Source organism: Clostridium sp. USBA 49, assembly GCF_900167505.1.
Classification (GTDB): domain Bacteria; phylum Bacillota; class Clostridia; order Clostridiales; family Clostridiaceae; genus Clostridium_AT; species Clostridium_AT prolinivorans.
The window spans coordinates 11,902-28,984 of the sequence record NZ_FUYD01000001.1 but is presented as its reverse complement, the minus strand read 5'-3'; the positions used below and the strand labels follow the sequence as shown (position 1 = coordinate 28,984).

The following is a 17,083-nucleotide window of genomic DNA, read 5'->3' as shown; positions in this document are numbered from 1 at the left end:
ATGGCTAGAGAAAATAAATTAAGCGGCGTTCAAAAGGCAGCTATATTATTTATAACTTTAGGTCCTGATGCCTCCGCAGGAATAATTAAAAAACTTCCTGAATCAGAAATACAAAAGATAACTTATGAAATTGCAAATATAACATCTGTTAAGCCAGAACAGAAAGAAGAAATATTAAATGAATTTTTACAAATGAACAAAGCTAAAGATTTTATTTTAGAAGGCGGTATTGAATATGCCAAAACTCTTTTAGGTAAAGCTCTTGGAGCACAAAGAGCAAAAGAAATTATGGATAAAGTTACAGAGGCAACTCAGCAATTTAGACCTTTTTCTATTGCAAGAAAAGCTGATGCTCATCAGCTTTTAAATATTATATCTAACGAACATCCTCAAACCATAGCTTTAATACTTTGTTATCTTCAATCAGATAAAGCAGGACAGATATTATCTTCACTGCCTGAAGATATTCAAATAGAGGTTGCATATAGAATTGCTTCTATGAGCAATACATCACCTGCTATTATAAAAGAAATAGAAAAAGTTTTAGATTCTAAACTTTCAAGTATTGTCAAGTCTGACATGGCAGCTTTAGGAGGAGTTGAAACACTTGTTGATATTTTAAATCAAGTAGATAGAACTACTGAAAAAAATATTACAGAAGGATTAGAAAGAGAAAATGCTGAACTTGCTGAAAAAATTAAAGAATCTATGTTTGTATTTGAAGATATTATTACTCTTGATGATATATCTATTCAAAGAATACTTAGAGAAATTGAAGCTAAAGATCTTGCACTGGCACTTAAAGGATGTTCAGAAGAAGTTGCAAATGCTATATTTAGAAATCAATCAAAAAGAGCTGCTGCTACATTAAAGGAAGATATGGAATTCTTAGGACCTGTAAGACTTATTGATGTTGAAAAAGCACAGCAGAAAATTGTTGCAATAATAAGAAGATTAGACGAAGCAGGAGAAATTGTTATTTCAAGAGGTGGCGAAGATGCAATTATTGTATAATGTAATAAAAAATACAAATATTAAAAGTTTGGGAGAAAAGGAAATAATTACTAATGAAGAACTGCCTGCTACAAAAAAAGAAGGAAAAGAAAAAGATGCTAAAGAACACATAGAAAGCTATGAGAATTTAGTAAAAACAATGCTGCAAAATGCAAGAAGAGAAAGTGAAATTATAATTTCTAAAGCTTATGAAGACGCAAGAAATATAGAAGAAGAAGCTCAAAGTAAAGTTAATGAAATATATGAAAATGCTTTTAATAAAGGGAAAATAGAAGGATACAACAAAGCTTTAGAAGAAGCAAAAGAAAAAAGTAATGCCATAATTGCAATAGCAGAAAATATGTTAAAAAATGCAAAAATCGAATATGAGAATTATTTAGAAAACAAAAAAAATGAAATATATGATTTAATTTTAACTATTTCAGAAAATGTATTAAAAAAAGAAGTTTTAAATAAAGAAGCTATTAATAATATGATATTTGATGCGTTAAAAAGTTCTCAAAGTTCTCAAAATTTTATTATAAGATGTAATAGTATTTATGTAAATGAGATTAAATCAAAAATAGATTTATGGAAAAATGAACTAACATATTTAGGTGATGTTTTTGTTGTAGGAGATGAAAGTATAGAACCGGGTAATGCACTTATAGATAAAGGTAACGGGAAAATTTTAGTTGGTATAGATTCTTCACTTTTAAAAATAAAAGAAATTTTTGAAGGGAAAGAATAATATGCTGTCTATTGATTTTAATTATTTTAAAAGTAAAATTCAAAATACTGATTTAAAGTATGTAGAAGGCATGGTAAAAAATGTAATAGGCCTTACTATTGAAGTTGAAGGCATAAAGGCTTTTATTGGAGAAGTATGTACTATATATAATCAAAAGGATTGCCCTATACTTTGTGAGGTTGTCGGTTTTAAGGATGATAATGTAATTCTTATGCCACTTGGAGAACTTACGGCTATTGCACCAGGATGTAGAGTAGTTCCTGAAGGAAGACCTTTAAGTGTTAAGTGCTCTGATGAACTTTGCGGAAAAGTATTGGATGGATTAGGCAATCCATTAAATGGAGAAGATATAAAAGAAGGAAGTTTTTATGAATTAGATAGAGATCCTCCTAATCCTTTAAAAAGAAGAAGAATAAGAGATGTTTTACCTACCGGAGTAAGAGCTATAGATGGATTTTTAACCTGTGGAGAAGGACAAAGAGTAGGTATATTTGCAGGTAGTGGTGTTGGTAAAAGTACTACTTTAGGAATGATTGCTAAATATGCACAGGCAGATATAAATGTTATTGCACTTATTGGTGAAAGAGGAAGAGAGGTATTAGATTTCATTGAAAGAGATCTAGGAGAAGAAGGACTTAAAAAATCTGTAATTGTATGTGCTACTTCTGATAGACCAGCGCTTGTAAGACTTAAAGGAGCTTTTACAGCTACAGCTATAGCTGAATATTTTAGAGATAAAGGTAAAAAAGTAATATTAATGATGGATTCAGTTACTAGATTTGCTATGGCACAAAGAGAAGTTGGACTTGCTATTGGTGAGCCTCCAGCTACAAAAGGATATACTCCTTCTGTTTTTGCTATGCTTCCAAGGCTTATGGAACGTTCAGGTATGTCTGACAAAGGCTCTATAACAGCTTTTTATACAGTGCTTGTTGATGGAGATGATTTTAATGAACCTATAGCTGATGCTGTAAGAGGTATTTTAGATGGACATATTGTTCTTTCAAGAGAACTTGCAGCTAAAAATCATTATCCTGCTATTGATATACTTAGCAGTATAAGCAGATTAATGTCAGAAATAGCAGATGAAGAACATAAGAAAGCAGCTTCTTTTGCTAGAGACTTACTTTCAACATATAAAGATGCAGAGGATTTAATAAATATTGGAGCTTATGTTAAAGGTAGCAGTAAAAAAATTGATTTGGCTATAAATTATAATGAAGCTATAGAAAAATTTTTAAAACAAGATGTAAAAGAACACACAGACTTTAAAAATAGCATAAAAGCTTTAAAAAATATTTTTAGTTAGGAAGTGTTCTATATTTGAAAGGATTTAATTTTAGACTTCAAAAGCTCTTAGATATAAGAAAAGATATGGAAGAAGAAAGCAAAAGATTGTTTAGAGAGGCACAAATTGAAAAGGAAAAAGTTGAAGAAAGACTTAAAAATCTTAAAGAAAATTATAATAAACACAATAAGTCTTCCTCAAAAGATACTTTAGTTGAAAAAAAAATAAAAAATATATATCTTAATTCATTAAATAAAGCTATTATGGAAACAAATTTAGAGCTTCAAAATAAAGCACAAAAGCTTGAAGAAATGAGAGAAGAATTAAAAAAAAGACAGATTGAAAGAAAAACTGTAGAAACTTTAAAAGAAAAAAAACTTAAAATATTTATTAGACAGCAAAATTTAATAGAACAAAAATCAATAGATGAATTTGCTCTTTATGCATTTATTAGGAATAGAGAAAGGAGGTGAAATAGTGCAGGTATCTAATGTTTTTAATACTTTAGTTAATACTAATACCAGTATGGATAAATTTAATAGTATTAATGAAAATGAAGATAAAAAATTTTTAAAAATTTTAAATGATTTAAATAACAATAATTACGAAATAGATGATTTTAGTACAAGTAAAAATAATTTAAATATTGATAAATTGAAAAGTCTTTATGAAGAATTAAAAAATAAAGATAATGGAAATAAAGATAATATAGAAAATTTAATTTTTTTAGTTCAATTAACTGATTTAATTGAAGAAGTATTAAATAATAATTTGATTACGCCTAAAATAAACTACTCTAAAATAAAAGAGGATTTATATTTAGATGAAGAAACATTAAATAAAAATTTAAATTTCTCTAAATCTAAAAATATAAATGAACCTATTTTATATTTAAATAATGTTGAAAATTATATAAAATCAAATTTTAACACTAATCAAAGTAATACTTTAGAAGGATTTGATTCAAATCCAAAAATTAAAAAAGAATTAATTACATCAGAAAACAACAATATATTAAATCAAATAAAAGAAATCAATGAAAAAGACATTGATATTGATGAAATTAAATATAATATAAAAAAATATATAGAAGAAAATCTTCATGATTTAAATAATAATAATTATAAAAAAGATAATTTTAGTACAAGTAAAAATAATTTCAACATTGATAAATTGAAAAGTCTTTATGAAGAATTAAAAAATAAAGATAATGGAAATAAAGATAATATAGAAAATTTAATTTTTTTAGTTCAATTAACTGATTTAATTGAAGAAGTATTAAATAATAATTTGATTATGCCTAAAATAAACTACTCTGAAATAAAAGAGGATTTATATTTAGATGAAGAAACATTAAATAAAAATTTAAATTTATCTAAATCTAAAAATATAAATGAAACTATTTTATATTTAAATAATGTTGAAAATTATATAAAATCAAAATTTAACACTAATCAAAGTAATACTTTAGAAGGATTTGATTCAAATCCAAAAATTAAAAAAGAATTAATTGCATCAGAAAACAACAATATATTAAATCAAATAAAAGAAATGAATACAAAAGGCATTGATATTGATGAAATTAAAAATAATATAAAAAAAGATTTAAAAGAAAAACTTCAAAAATTATTTAATAATAATAAAACAATTTATGAAACATTAACTGTTATAGATAATCAATTTAAATCTGAGACTAATTTTAATATTTCTAATGCAATTAAAGAAAAATCTGATGTAATAAACAATAAAAATTTTAATAACGATAATGACAGTATAATTTATAAAATTAAAACAGATATTATAGAAATTTTAACCAGTAAACAAAGTAAAACAGATAAATTAAATTTATTAAAACAATATGTATACAATAAAAAAACAGAAGATTATTTTAAATTAATAAATGATGATTTACATGAAAGTTTTAATAAACAAGTTAAGTTAAATCATACTTATAAAGATAAAAATATAATTTACAATTATTTAAATACAGATAAAATTAAAAATATTAATAAAGATGAAAATAAAGTATTAGAAGATATTATTCAAGGGGATAAAATCAATAAAAATAAAGAAAACTTAACACCAAATCAAAACTTATTTATGAGCAAATTAAATTCAGTAAAAGAAAATTCTATGATACATAAAAATGATGATATTGTTATTAATAGAAATAATGTTGTAAAAGATCTAATCAGAGCTGTAAAATATATGGAAAATGAAAATATAAAAGAATTAACAGTAAAAATTAATCCTAAAGAACTTGGAGAATTAGCTATTAGTGTAACTATGGAAAATGGAATTATGAAAGCTAATATAGCAGTTAAGAATGAAATAACTTATCATATTATTAATTCTAAATTGCATGAATTTAATGCTCAGCTTATGGAGCAAAATACCAAAATACAAAGTTTCAGTTTGAATTTATTTAATGGGTATAATTTCAATCAAAATCAAGGGAACCAAGAAAGTTTTAAACAGCAAAATAATTATAAAAAATTAAATTATAAAGAAAATGAAGAAATATCAATATTAGAAGAAAAAGATTTATATGATAATAATTTAAATATTTTAGCATAGGATGTGAAAATATGGAAATGAGTGAAATAAAAAATTATTCTACAACAACAGCAACAAATAAAGGTACAAAAATTGTTAAAAATGGGAATGAGATTGATAAAAATGCTTTTCTTAAAATTTTAATGGCAGAGCTTACCAATCAAGATCCTGAAAATGCTAAAGATTCAACACAATTTGTTGCACAAATGGCACAATTTGCAGAATTAGAGCAATTAACTAATCTTAATAGTACTATGAAATTTACAGGAGCAGCAAGTATTGTTGGAGCAAATGTAAAGTTAAATAGTTATGATAGTTTTGGGAATCAATATTCAGGGATAGTAAGAAGTGTGGTTAAAAATGGAGACGATATTATTGTTAAAGTTAATGTTGTTGAAAATAATGAAATAATATCTAAAGATTTTAATTATTCTGATGTTGTAGAAATTAATTATGGTAATTAGAGCAGGTGATTAATTTTGGGATATAGAGTAATAAACGGCAAACTTTATTCTGTCGAAGATTTTATGCAGCATCAAAATATTGCTCCAAAGAATAAAGAAACGAATAATAATTTTAAGGAAGTATTAAAAAAAGAATTAAATCAAAAGGATAGCTTTGTTATATCTAATCATGCAGCTGAAAGATTAAAAGATAGAAATATTACACTAAATGAAGGTGATATGAATAAAATTAATGAAGGTATTAATAAAGCTAATGAAAAAGGTGCTAATGAATCTTTAATTTTATATAAAGATTTAGTGTTAATTGCAAGTATTAAAAATAGAACTATTATAACTGCTATGGGAAAAGAAAATGGGAAAGAAAATGTTTTTACAAACATAGATAGTGTTGTTTTGTTATAAAAGGCTGGACCTGTAAGAGGAAGCCAAGCTTTGTGGACTGATTGAAGCAAAGTAAAAATATTTATAATCATTTATATTTAGGAGGCTAATTATGTTAAGATCATTGTATTCAGGAATAAGTGGAATGAAAGCAAATCAAACAAAATTAGATGTTATAGGTAATAATATATCAAATGTAGGTACTACAGCTTTTAAAGCTAACAGGGTAAAATTTCAAGATCTTTTAAGTCAAAGTGTAAATGTTGCTATGGCTCCAATGGAAAATCAAGGTGGAGTAAACCCTTCACAAGTTGGTATGGGAGTGCAGATAGCTGGTATTGATACAATAGCAAAACAAGGTAATATGCAGCCAACTTCAAGAAATCTTGATATGGCTATAGATGGAGAAGGTTATTTTATTGTAGGTAAAGGACCAACTGTTTTTGATAATAAAATTACTGTAAATAATACAGCAGGTAATCATAATATAGATGGAAATTCTTTAACTAATTCAGGAATTGATGCAATGTATACAAGAGATGGAGCTTTTGGTTTAGATAATGATGGGAATTTAGTAACATCTAATGGTTATAGAGTTTTGGGATATTCTATGATTTCAACTAGAGGAGTAACCTCCGCAGGAGGGAATAGTTTTACAATAGATGCCGGTGCCGAAAATGCTGATAAAGGAGTTTTGGGTATAGAATTTAAACTTGGAGCTTCAGAAAGTGCATCTTTTAATGCTGATGGAACTATTCTGACTTTAACACTAAGTAATACTAAAAATAATTATACAGCTTTAGATATACAAAATTTAATAAAAAAATCTACAAATAATGTTCGTGACTATGACTTATCAAAGTTTAGTGTAATAGCAAATGGTACTGATAAAATTGACATTGATTCTATAACTAAAACAGGAGCAATTATAGGAGGTGATAATGAATTTACTTTTGATATAGGTGATGAAAATATAGGTAAAGGAGATTTAACTATCAAGTTTACTACTACTACAGGAAATTCTGTTTCAGGACAATTTAGTAATGATGGGAAAACTATAATTTTAAGTTTAGGTAGCAGTGGAACTTATAAAGCTAGTGATATATTGACTGCAATTAAAGGAGCATCTGGTACAAATAACACTGGATTAGATTTAGAAGAAATAACTTTAACTCCGAATGGATTAGATGAAATTGATCCTTCAAAAGCAACAAATGATATAAAGCTTATATCTCCTTTAAAATCTATGTATATAGGAACAAATAGTATAGACAGTGATGGTAATATACATTTTGTTGATGCTACTACAGAGTTAAAAGCTCAAGATACAAGCTTAAAAACATTGAGAATACCTGATACAGTAATAAAAAATGGGGAAGCTATGCGTTTAATAAGTTTTAGTGTAAGTGCTGATGGAACAATAAGTGGAATTTTAGAAGATGGAAGTGCTACTTCTTTAGGTCAGATTGCTATGGCATCTTTTAAAAATCCTGAAGGGTTAACTAAGCTTGGAAAAAATCTTTATTCTGCTTCTGCTAACTCTGGAAATGCTACAATAAAAACAGGAGTTAATACTGCAGGCGACGATAATAGTAAAGGATATGGGGATATTCTACAAGGTGTTCTTGAAATGTCAAATGTAGATTTAGCTGAACAATTTACTGAAATGATAGTAACAAGTAGAGCTTTTCAAGCAAATGGAAAGGTAATAACTACTGGAGATGAAATACTTCAAGATATATTAAATTTAAAGAGATAAAACATAATAATAAATTTGGCTAACGGATTTTTTCGTTAGCCAATATTAGTAATATATATTTTAAATTATATAAAATATTTAGGAGGGCTCAGTTTGATAAAACTTACTTCAATAAATAATAAAAATTTTATATTAAATGCTGAACACATTGAAAAAATTGAAAATGTGCCTGAAAGTTTAATCACTTTAATTAATGGAAATAAATATATTGTTCTTGAAAGTACAGAAGAAATTATAAATAAAGTTATAGAATATAAAAATAAAATTTTTAAGCTTGGCACGTAAATTATTTTAGCAATTTAATAAAGGAGACTTAAAAATGGCTGAAAAAAATTCAAAAGGTAACAAAGGATTTAATATAATAATTATAATTTTGCTTGTTATAATCATATTTGCATTAGGCTTTGTAGGATTTTTATTTATTAAAAATGGAAGTTTAAATCAAAATACCAATAAAGATCCACAAGCTATTAATACTGTAAGTAAACAATCATCAAGCAATGAAACTTCTACGTATACTTATAGTTTAGATGAATTTTTAGTAAATTTAGCAGATGATAATAGTAAAAGATTTTTTAAAGCTAAAATATTTATAGGTTATGAAACAGATGATAAAAAGAAAATGGATAAAGAATTAGAAGAAAAAGTTCCAATACTTCGTGACACAATAAACACTATATTAAGATCTAAAAAATCTATTGATATTACAACAAAAGATAAAGTAGATGCTTTAAAAAAAGAAATTATAGATAAGATAAATCCGTATTTTAATTATGGGAAAATTAATAATATCTACTTTTATGAAATTTTAGTTCAATAAAGGAGATAGAAATGATTGATTATAATTTTTGGATTATGATATTAAAAATCGTAATTTTTTTACCATTTATTTTACTTCTATTTTATTTATCAATAAAATTTGGGAACAATAAATTACAAAATATTCAAAATGGAAGGTATATAAAAATATTAGAAAAAGTGCCTATTTCTAAAGAAAATAGTATTATTATTGTAAAAATTGGAGAAAAGGGTTATGTGTTGACTTCTTGTACGGGTAAAGTTGAAACTCTTTTAGAACTTAGTTATGAAGAAATCAAAAAAATTGAAACATCTAATAAAATTCCTCAATATGCTAATTTTAAAGAATTTTATAAAAAAGTATTTAAAAAAAGGGAAGATTAATATATGAAAAAAAAGTATGCTGGATTTATAGTTTTGATATTTATTTTTATAGTATTTGCAGAAATTAAGGTTCATGCTGCACCAGCAGATATACCTGTACCTAAAGTTAATATATCTGTAGATGGAGCAGATAGTCCTAAAGAATATGTAGATAATATAAAACTCCTTATTATACTTACTATACTTACGCTTCTCCCATCTATAATTATTATGATGACTAGTTTTGTTAGAATTATAGTAGTATTTTCTTTTTTAAGGACTGCAATTGGCACGCAGCAATCACCTCCTAATCAAGTATTAATTGGATTAGCAATATTTTTAACAATATTTATTATGAAACCAACATTTGATGTTATAAATAAAAATGCAATAAAACCTTATTTAGATGGTAATATAACTCAAGAGCAAGCAATAGAAGAAGGGTCAAAACCTTTAAGGGAATTTATGCTAAAGACTACAAGACAGAATGATTTAAAATTATTTATTGAAGTTTCTAACATTAAAGGGGAAATTACTAAAGAAAATGTTCCTTTATATGTTGTTATACCAGCTTTTATGATTAGTGAATTAAAGACCGCTTTTAGTATAGGATTTATGCTTTATATACCTTTCCTTATAATAGATCTTGTAGTTGCTTCTGTACTTTTATCTATGGGTATGATGATGCTTCCTCCTGTAATGGTATCACTTCCTTTTAAATTGTTATTATTTGTTATGGTAGACGGCTGGAATTTGCTTGTTAAAACTCTTATTATGGGATTTTCTTGATTAAAACAATTTTGTATTTTATAGGAGGCAAATTTATGACTGAAAATATGATTATGGCTGTAATAAAAGATGCTATAACTACTGGAATTTTGGTAGCAGCACCTATACTTATAATATCTATTGTTGTTGGATTAATTATTAGCATATTTCAAGCAGCTACTCAAATTCAGGAACAAACTCTTACTTTTGTTCCTAAAATAATAGCTGCTGCAGTTATAGGAATAATAGCTGGACCTTGGATGCTTCATACTTTAGTAAGTTTTACGCAAAGAATATTTGAAAATATATTAAATATAACACAATAGGTGGGATAATATTGATAAATATAGCATACTTTTCCGCACTTATTCTAATATTTTTTAGAATGCTTGCTTTTTTTATATCAATGCCTATATTTTTTCCTAAAGGATTTCATAATATTGCAAAGATAGCATTTACACTTATTATATCTTATATGCTTATACCTGGAGTAGATTATTCAAATATTAATATTACAAGCAATTATATTTTAATTTCATATTTAATAAACGAAATTATAACTGGATTAACTTTAGGGTTTATAACAAATTTATGTTTTTTTAGTATTAGAATGGCAGGACAGTTTATAGATATGCAAATTGGATTTTCAATGATAAATATGTATGATCCAAGTACAAGCAGTAATGCTACTCTTATTGAACATGTTTTGTATTGGTGTAGTATTTTATTATTTTTCGCAATAGATGGACATCATATACTTATTAGAACATTATTAGACAGTTTTAATGCAATAAATTTAGGAAAATTTATATTATCAGGTGAAAGTATTAATGTTATTATAAATGGATTTATTGAATTTTTTTCTATTGGTTTGAAAATAGCAATACCAGTGGTATTGATTGTTCTTATAACAGATATAGTATTAGGACTTATAGGAAGAGCTGTACCTCAAATAAATCTTATGATTTTAGGACTTCCTATAAAAATAATTATTGGCCTTACAGCTATAGCATTTTCTCTTCCTATGATTTTTAAATTTATGATAGCTTCTTTTGATGATGGCTTTAAACTCTTAAAAGGAATTTTTCAAGTAATACCTTTAATTATGGTATTTTCTTCAGAAGATAAGACAGAAGAAGCAACACCTAAGAAAAAAAGTGATGCAAGAAAAAAAGGTCAGGTTGCTAAAAGTAAGGAAGTTAATCTAGCTTTTACTTTAATAGCTTGTACTTTATTAATGACTATTTTAGGGGGGTATGCTGCTAATAGTTTAAAAAATACTCTTAGAGCTTTTTTATCAGATTATATACTTAAAGATTTAAATTATAATAATATAAGAAATTTAATACTTATAGTGATTTTGAGGATTTTTATAGTACTTTTGCCTTTAATTATTCCAATAATGTTATTTGGTATATTAGGAAATTTTATTCAATCAGGATTTATTTTTACAAAAGATACTATTAAATTTGAATTTAATAAATTAAATCCTATTAATGGATTTAAAAGGATGTTTTCTTTTAGAACTTTTATAGAAACTATAAAAGATTTGATAATCGTTTTAGTATTATGTTATACAGGTTATTCATTTATAAAAGATAATTACGAAACTTTAATTAATATAAGCTATTTAAGAATGGCTTCTATAGCTGAATTATTTGGGAAATTAGTTATAAATATTTTTTTAAAAGTTACTATAATTATGATAGCTATTGCTGCTATTGATTATTTATATCAAAGGTTTAAATACAATAAAGAATTAAAGATGACAAAGCAAGAGATAAAAGAAGAATTTAAGCAGCAAGAAGGAGATCCACAAATTAAGTCAAGGATAAGACAAAAGCAAAGAGAAATGGCATCAAAAAGAATGATGCAGGCTGTCCCTGATGCAACAGTAGTAGTCACTAATCCAACACATATAGCTTGCGCACTAAAATATGAAGATGGTAAAGACAATGCACCAAAACTTGTAGCAAAAGGTGCTGATAATATAGCTATAAAAATAAAAGAAATAGCAAAAGAAAATGATGTACCTATAATTGAAAATATAGTTTTAGCAAGACTTATATATTCTGAAGTAGAATTAGATACAGAAATACCTGCAGATATGTATCAAGCTGTTGCAGAAGTTTTAGCATTAGTATACAAAATGAAAAAAAACAAGTGATATAGCTATTAGGGGTGAGTATATTGGCGTTATATACCAATTCAAAATTTAATATAAAAAATAATATGGACATATTTGTAGCATTTTTAGTTATAGGTGTAGTTTTAATGATAATTATACCTCTTCCTCCGGGTATATTAGATATACTTTTGGCTTGCAATATTACAATCTCAGTTGTAATTATACTGCTTACAATGTTTACAACTGAAGTGCTTCAATTTTCTTCATTTCCTACACTGCTTTTAATAACAACACTTTTTAGACTTGCACTTAATATTTCTTCAACAAGGTTAATATTAAGAGATGCTAACGCAGGTAAAATTATAGAAGCTTTTGGAAACTTTGTTGTAAGTGGAAATTATGCTATAGGTATTATAATATATTTAATTATAATGATAATTCAATTTATGGTTATAACTAATGGATCTGGAAGAGTTGCAGAAGTTTCTGCAAGATTTACTCTTGATGCTATGCCAGGGAAACAAATGAGTATTGATGCGGATTTAAATTCAGGACTTATAGATGAAATGCAGGCTAGAGAAAGAAGAAAAAAACTTCAAATGGAAGCAGATTTTTATGGAGCTATGGATGGTGCTTCTAAATTTGTAAAAGGTGATGCAATAGCAGGTATTATAATAACTATTATTAATATACTAGGAGGAATTGTAATAGGTGTTGTTATGAATGGTATGGATATAACACAGGCTGTTCAAACTTATATAATGCTTACTATTGGTGATGGTCTTGTAAGTCAAATACCTGCACTTTTAATATCTACGGCTTCTGGTATACTTGTAACACGATCAGGAAGTGATTCTAATTTAGGGAATTCTATTACTAAGCAGCTTACAGGGTTTCCTAAAGTTATAGCTATTGCAGCAGTTGTTCTTTTATTTTTATCAATAATACCTGGATTTCCTCATTTTGTATTTTTAGTAGTTGCTGCTTGTGCTGGTATTAGTGCTTATTTTTTATATAAAGATGAAAAAAATGAAATTATTTCCAAAATGGAAAAAGAACAATCTCAAATTGAGGAAACAGAAAGAAAAGAGCCAGAAAATGTAATGTCTTTAATTACTGTTGAACCTATGGAAATAGAAATAGGATATGCTCTTATACCTTTAGCAGATGAAAATTCTGGTGGTGATTTGCTAGAGAGAATAGCATCAGTAAGAAGACAGTGTGCTATTGAGATGGGAATTATAGTACAGCCTATTAGAATTAGAGATAATCTTCAATTAAAGTCAAATGAATATGTGATAAAAATTAGAGGTACTGTTACTGCAAAAGGAGAAATTATGCCTAATATGCTTTTATGTATGGATCCTACTAATGGTGACTTTGATATACAAGGTATAAAAACAATTGAACCTTCTTTTGGACTTCCTGCTATATGGATAAACAAAGATCAAAGAGAAGAAGCAGAAATTAAAGGATTAACAGTAGTTGATCCTACTACTGTAATGATTACTCATTTAACTGAAACTATCAAATTACATTCTCATGAACTTTTAGGACGCCAAGAAGTCAAACTTATAATAGATGCAGTTAAAGAAAAATATAATGCTGTTGTTGAAGAACTTATACCAGATTTAATGACAATTGGAGAAGTTCAAAAGGTACTACAAAATTTATTAAAAGAAAAGGTACCTATAAAAGATATGGTAACTATACTGGAAACACTTGCAGACAATTCTAGAATTACAAAAGATATTGAACTTTTAACTGAGTATGTAAGATTTGCTATTGGAAGAACTATATGTGCTCCTTTAATAGATGAAAATGGAGCTATAACGGTAGTTACAGTATCTCCAGATATTGAAGATAAAATTGCAAATAATATACAAAAATCTATACATGGATCATTTCCTGCTATAGATCCTGACACTACAGGTAAAATATTAGGTGCTATAAAAAATACATTAGAAAGTGTATATTTTTATGATAATCAACCTGTTATATTAGTATCTCCCAAGATTAGACCTGCTTTTAGAAGGCTTATTGAGATGGTATTTCCAAACATAACTGTATTATCTTTAAATGAAATACCAAATGATATTGAGATAAGAACTGAAGGAGTTGTGACCATATAAATGATTATAAAAAAATATATAGTAAATAGTATGAATGAGGCTATGACACGTATTCGTTATGAACTTGGGAAAGATGCTGTTATTATTAGCCAAAGAAAAATTAGGAAACAAGGAATTAAAGGATTTTTTGGGAAAAAAGTAATTGAGGTAACTGCAGCAGCTGATAATACGAAAAAAGATAATGATAATATTATTTATAGTATAGATAAATTTAAAAAAGCTATAGAAAAGGAAGAACTATTTTTACATGATAATGGAAATACTCCAAAACCATTAGCTAAAGAAAAAATTGTAAAAAACAATGATAATAACTTAGAAATTATAAAAGAAATGCATGATATAAAAAATTTAATTTCAGATATGATGAATAAAAAAGATATTGAAAACAATAAAATAAAATCTGAAATACAAAATAAGCTTGAAGATAATGATATAAATGATAAAGTCATAGAAAATATTTTAAATGAGGTTAAAAAAATTGATGAAGATATAGAAGAAACAAAAAAAGTGAAAATAGCTATTGAAAAAATGATATCTATATCCAAAGCTGAGATGAAGGGGCCTATAGTTTTAGTTGGTCCTACAGGAGTTGGAAAGACTACTACTATAGCAAAACTTGCAGGCAAATTTTCATTAATAGATAAAAAAAGAGTAGGATTAATAACTATAGATACTTATAGAATTGGAGCAGTTGAACAACTAAAAACTTATGCTGATATTATGAACATACCTTTTAAGGTTATATTTACCCTAAATCAAATAGAAACTGCTTTAGAATCAATGAAAGATTGTGATGTTATATTAATTGATACTACTGGGAGAAGCAGTAAAAATATAATGCAGATTTCTGAATTAAGGGCATTTGTTGAAAAAATAAAAACAGACAATATTCATTTAGTATTAAGTTGTACTACTAAAAATAAAGATATAGATTCTATAGTTCAAGGATACAGTGTATTAGGATATAATAATATAATAATAACTAAGTTAGATGAAACTTCTACCTATGGTTCAATATTAAATATTTTATATTCTGCAAAAAAACCATTAAGTTTTATAACTACAGGTCAAAATGTACCAGAAGATATAAAAAATATTTCGGCATCAGAAATTTCAAGTCTTATACTAGGAGAGGATAGTATATGTTAGACCAAGCTCAAAGATTGAGGCAGTTGGCTGCTGGTAATGTGGTAAAAAATAAGGCAAGAATTATAACTGTAACATCAGGTAAAGGGGGAGTTGGCAAAAGTAATTTTGTTGTAAATTTATCTATAATTCTGCAGCAGATGGGAAAAAGTGTTTTAATATTTGATGCTGATGTAGGTATGGGAAATGATGATGTACTCATGGGCTTTTTACCTAAATTTAATGTGTTTGATGTAATTTTTAATAATAAAAGTATTGAAGATACTGTAGTTACAGGACCTTATGGAGTAAAGCTTCTTTCAGGAGGGTCTGGAATAACAAAAGTAGAAGAATTAAGTAATGAACAAAGAGAAAATTTTATAAATAAATTAGAAAATTTAAACAATTTTGATTATATAATAATGGATACTGGAGCTGGAATAAATAGAAATGTATTAGGTTTCGTAGCATGTTGTGAAGAACTTATAGTGTTAACTACACCAGAACCTACATCACTTACAGATGCTTATAGTCTTCTTAAAGCTATTAATCATTTTAAATTGAAAAATAAAGCTAAGGTTGTTGTAAATAGAGTAATTGATGAAAAGGAAGCAATATTTACTTATAATAGATTTAATAATGCTGTTTCTAATTTTCTTAAAATAAAATTAGAATATTTAGGAAGTATATCTGAAGACAAAAAATTACTTCAGGCAGTAAGAAACCAAGAACCTTTTTGTATAAAATTCCCTAATTGTGATGCATCTATAGACGTAAATAAAATTGCTAAAAAACTTATTGGGAATGAAGAATATGAAACGAAAAATGGTATTCAGGTTTTATTTAAAAAGATCTTTAGTATTTTTGGCTAAAAAGGGGATTCAATATGGGTTATGATTTAAAATTTCAAATAAATAATAAAATTGAAATAGTTTATGATGATAATTATTATAAAAGTAACATTGAAGATGTGCAAGATAAATTTATTTCTATAAATATACCTAGAAAAGGAGAAAATTATATTCCTTTTAGAAAAGGGGACAAACTCGAATGTATATATTATTATGAAAATAATATATATAAATTTTATACATATGTTATAGACAGAAAAATAGATAATATACCTATTATATTAATAAACTATCCATCAGAAATTTTTAGAATCCAAAGAAGAAAATTTGTAAGAGTACCTGTACTTTATTCTATTTTGTATTCAAAATTAAACAAAAGAAATAATGAAGCTAAACTGATAAAAAATTTAACGAAAGATGATGAATCTTTTAAAGCAACAATGATAGATTTAAGTGGTGGAGGAATGAAATTAAAAGTTAAAGAAGATATAAAAATTGGAGATATAATAATAGCGTATATACCTATAAAAGGAGAAGAAATAAAAGTGGAAGGAGAAATAGTTAGAGTAGAAAAGGACGGGAAAAGTAGATTAAATATTTGTGGTGTTAATTTTATAAATTTAGAAAATAGATTAAGAGAAAAAATTATAAAATTTATATTTGAAATAATGAGAGAACAAATAAAAAAGAGTTAGAAATTTTAAGTCTTATGGCTTAAAATTAGGG

General features: G+C 26.1%; 18 protein-coding genes. All 18 read left to right on the top strand.

What is annotated here, in order from left to right; translation table 11 throughout:
• Positions 1 to 1,014 (top strand): flagellar motor switch protein FliG, encoded by a 1,014-nt coding sequence (gene fliG, locus B5D11_RS00145; protein ID WP_078681022.1) that lies wholly within the window; start codon positions 1 to 3, stop codon positions 1,012 to 1,014.
• The gene (locus tag B5D11_RS00140; protein WP_078681021.1) at positions 998 to 1,744 is read left to right on the top strand and encodes a FliH/SctL family protein; all 747 of its coding nucleotides are present in this window, start codon (positions 998 to 1,000) and stop codon (positions 1,742 to 1,744) included. Before fliG ends, B5D11_RS00140 begins: the two co-directional genes overlap by 17 nt.
• 1 nt (position 1,745) lies before the next feature.
• Positions 1,746 to 3,053 carry a flagellar protein export ATPase FliI gene (gene fliI / locus B5D11_RS00135; protein WP_078681020.1) on the top strand — a complete coding sequence of 436 codons (1,308 nt, stop codon included), beginning with the start codon at positions 1,746 to 1,748 and terminating at the stop codon, positions 3,051 to 3,053.
• A gap of 14 nt (positions 3,054 to 3,067) precedes the next feature.
• Positions 3,068 to 3,505, top strand: a complete 438-nt coding sequence (fliJ, locus tag B5D11_RS00130; protein ID WP_078681019.1) for a flagellar export protein FliJ — start codon at positions 3,068 to 3,070, stop codon at positions 3,503 to 3,505.
• A 4-nt stretch (positions 3,506 to 3,509) separates the two neighbouring features.
• Positions 3,510 to 5,609, top strand: a complete 2,100-nt coding sequence (locus B5D11_RS00125; RefSeq protein ID WP_180376926.1) for a flagellar hook-length control protein FliK — start codon at positions 3,510 to 3,512, stop codon at positions 5,607 to 5,609.
• Positions 5,610 to 5,620: 11 nt separating this feature from the next.
• Positions 5,621 to 6,052, top strand: coding sequence for a flagellar hook capping FlgD N-terminal domain-containing protein (locus B5D11_RS00120; protein WP_078681017.1), 432 nt, complete (start codon positions 5,621 to 5,623; stop codon positions 6,050 to 6,052).
• Positions 6,053 to 6,067: 15 nt separating this feature from the next.
• Positions 6,068 to 6,454: a TIGR02530 family flagellar biosynthesis protein gene (locus tag B5D11_RS00115; RefSeq protein ID WP_078681016.1), complete on the top strand. Its 387-nt coding sequence runs from the start codon at positions 6,068 to 6,070 to the stop codon at positions 6,452 to 6,454.
• A gap of 91 nt (positions 6,455 to 6,545) precedes the next feature.
• Positions 6,546 to 8,192, top strand: a complete 1,647-nt coding sequence (locus B5D11_RS00110; protein WP_078681015.1) for a flagellar hook protein FlgE — start codon at positions 6,546 to 6,548, stop codon at positions 8,190 to 8,192.
• A 93-nt stretch (positions 8,193 to 8,285) separates the two neighbouring features.
• Positions 8,286 to 8,477 carry a flagellar FlbD family protein gene (locus B5D11_RS00105; protein ID WP_078681014.1) on the top strand — a complete coding sequence of 64 codons (192 nt, stop codon included), beginning with the start codon at positions 8,286 to 8,288 and terminating at the stop codon, positions 8,475 to 8,477.
• Positions 8,478 to 8,511: 34 nt separating this feature from the next.
• On the top strand, positions 8,512 to 9,012 hold the full coding sequence (locus B5D11_RS00100; protein ID WP_078681013.1) for a flagellar basal body-associated FliL family protein: 501 nt from the start codon (positions 8,512 to 8,514) through the stop codon (positions 9,010 to 9,012).
• A gap of 11 nt (positions 9,013 to 9,023) precedes the next feature.
• Positions 9,024 to 9,374, top strand: coding sequence for a flagellar biosynthetic protein FliO (gene fliO / locus B5D11_RS00095; RefSeq protein WP_127836361.1), 351 nt, complete (start codon positions 9,024 to 9,026; stop codon positions 9,372 to 9,374).
• A gap of 3 nt (positions 9,375 to 9,377) precedes the next feature.
• Positions 9,378 to 10,142, top strand: a complete 765-nt coding sequence (gene fliP / locus B5D11_RS00090) for a flagellar type III secretion system pore protein FliP (RefSeq protein ID WP_078681012.1) — start codon at positions 9,378 to 9,380, stop codon at positions 10,140 to 10,142.
• Between the two features lie 35 nt (positions 10,143 to 10,177).
• The gene (fliQ, locus tag B5D11_RS00085) at positions 10,178 to 10,447 is read left to right on the top strand and encodes a flagellar biosynthesis protein FliQ (RefSeq protein ID WP_078681011.1); all 270 of its coding nucleotides are present in this window, start codon (positions 10,178 to 10,180) and stop codon (positions 10,445 to 10,447) included.
• Between the two features lie 11 nt (positions 10,448 to 10,458).
• Positions 10,459 to 12,288: a fused FliR family export protein/FlhB family type III secretion system protein gene (locus B5D11_RS00080; protein ID WP_078681010.1), complete on the top strand. Its 1,830-nt coding sequence runs from the start codon at positions 10,459 to 10,461 to the stop codon at positions 12,286 to 12,288.
• A gap of 65 nt (positions 12,289 to 12,353) precedes the next feature.
• The gene (gene flhA / locus B5D11_RS00075) at positions 12,354 to 14,381 is read left to right on the top strand and encodes a flagellar biosynthesis protein FlhA (protein WP_078681351.1); all 2,028 of its coding nucleotides are present in this window, start codon (positions 12,354 to 12,356) and stop codon (positions 14,379 to 14,381) included.
• Positions 14,382 to 15,530 carry a flagellar biosynthesis protein FlhF gene (gene flhF / locus B5D11_RS00070; protein WP_078681009.1) on the top strand — a complete coding sequence of 383 codons (1,149 nt, stop codon included), beginning with the start codon at positions 14,382 to 14,384 and terminating at the stop codon, positions 15,528 to 15,530. It abuts the gene before it with no gap.
• The gene (locus tag B5D11_RS00065) at positions 15,524 to 16,378 is read left to right on the top strand and encodes a MinD/ParA family protein (RefSeq protein WP_078681008.1); all 855 of its coding nucleotides are present in this window, start codon (positions 15,524 to 15,526) and stop codon (positions 16,376 to 16,378) included. Before flhF ends, B5D11_RS00065 begins: the two co-directional genes overlap by 7 nt.
• 14 nt (positions 16,379 to 16,392) lie before the next feature.
• Positions 16,393 to 17,052: a flagellar brake protein gene (locus B5D11_RS00060; RefSeq protein WP_078681007.1), complete on the top strand. Its 660-nt coding sequence runs from the start codon at positions 16,393 to 16,395 to the stop codon at positions 17,050 to 17,052.
• The last annotated feature ends 31 nt before the right edge of the window (positions 17,053 to 17,083 follow it).

What these genes read in the sequence shown, in the direction of transcription:
- fliG (WP_078681022.1), top strand. Translation starts at nt 1, where the DNA reads ATGGCTAGAGAAAATAAATTAAGCGGCGTTCAAAAGGCAGCTATATTA.
- B5D11_RS00140 (WP_078681021.1), top strand. Translation starts at nt 998, where the DNA reads ATGCAATTATTGTATAATGTAATAAAAAATACAAATATTAAAAGTTTG.
- fliI (WP_078681020.1), top strand. Translation starts at nt 1,746, where the DNA reads ATGCTGTCTATTGATTTTAATTATTTTAAAAGTAAAATTCAAAATACT.
- B5D11_RS00120 (WP_078681017.1), top strand. Translation starts at nt 5,621, where the DNA reads ATGGAAATGAGTGAAATAAAAAATTATTCTACAACAACAGCAACAAAT.
- B5D11_RS00110 (WP_078681015.1), top strand. Translation starts at nt 6,546, where the DNA reads ATGTTAAGATCATTGTATTCAGGAATAAGTGGAATGAAAGCAAATCAA.
- B5D11_RS00100 (WP_078681013.1), top strand. Translation starts at nt 8,512, where the DNA reads ATGGCTGAAAAAAATTCAAAAGGTAACAAAGGATTTAATATAATAATT.
- fliO (WP_127836361.1), top strand. Translation starts at nt 9,024, where the DNA reads ATGATTGATTATAATTTTTGGATTATGATATTAAAAATCGTAATTTTT.
- fliP (WP_078681012.1), top strand. Translation starts at nt 9,378, where the DNA reads ATGAAAAAAAAGTATGCTGGATTTATAGTTTTGATATTTATTTTTATA.
- fliQ (WP_078681011.1), top strand. Translation starts at nt 10,178, where the DNA reads ATGACTGAAAATATGATTATGGCTGTAATAAAAGATGCTATAACTACT.
- flhA (WP_078681351.1), top strand. Translation starts at nt 12,354, where the DNA reads ATGGACATATTTGTAGCATTTTTAGTTATAGGTGTAGTTTTAATGATA.
- flhF (WP_078681009.1), top strand. Translation starts at nt 14,382, where the DNA reads ATGATTATAAAAAAATATATAGTAAATAGTATGAATGAGGCTATGACA.
- B5D11_RS00065 (WP_078681008.1), top strand. Translation starts at nt 15,524, where the DNA reads ATGTTAGACCAAGCTCAAAGATTGAGGCAGTTGGCTGCTGGTAATGTG.
- B5D11_RS00060 (WP_078681007.1), top strand. Translation starts at nt 16,393, where the DNA reads ATGGGTTATGATTTAAAATTTCAAATAAATAATAAAATTGAAATAGTT.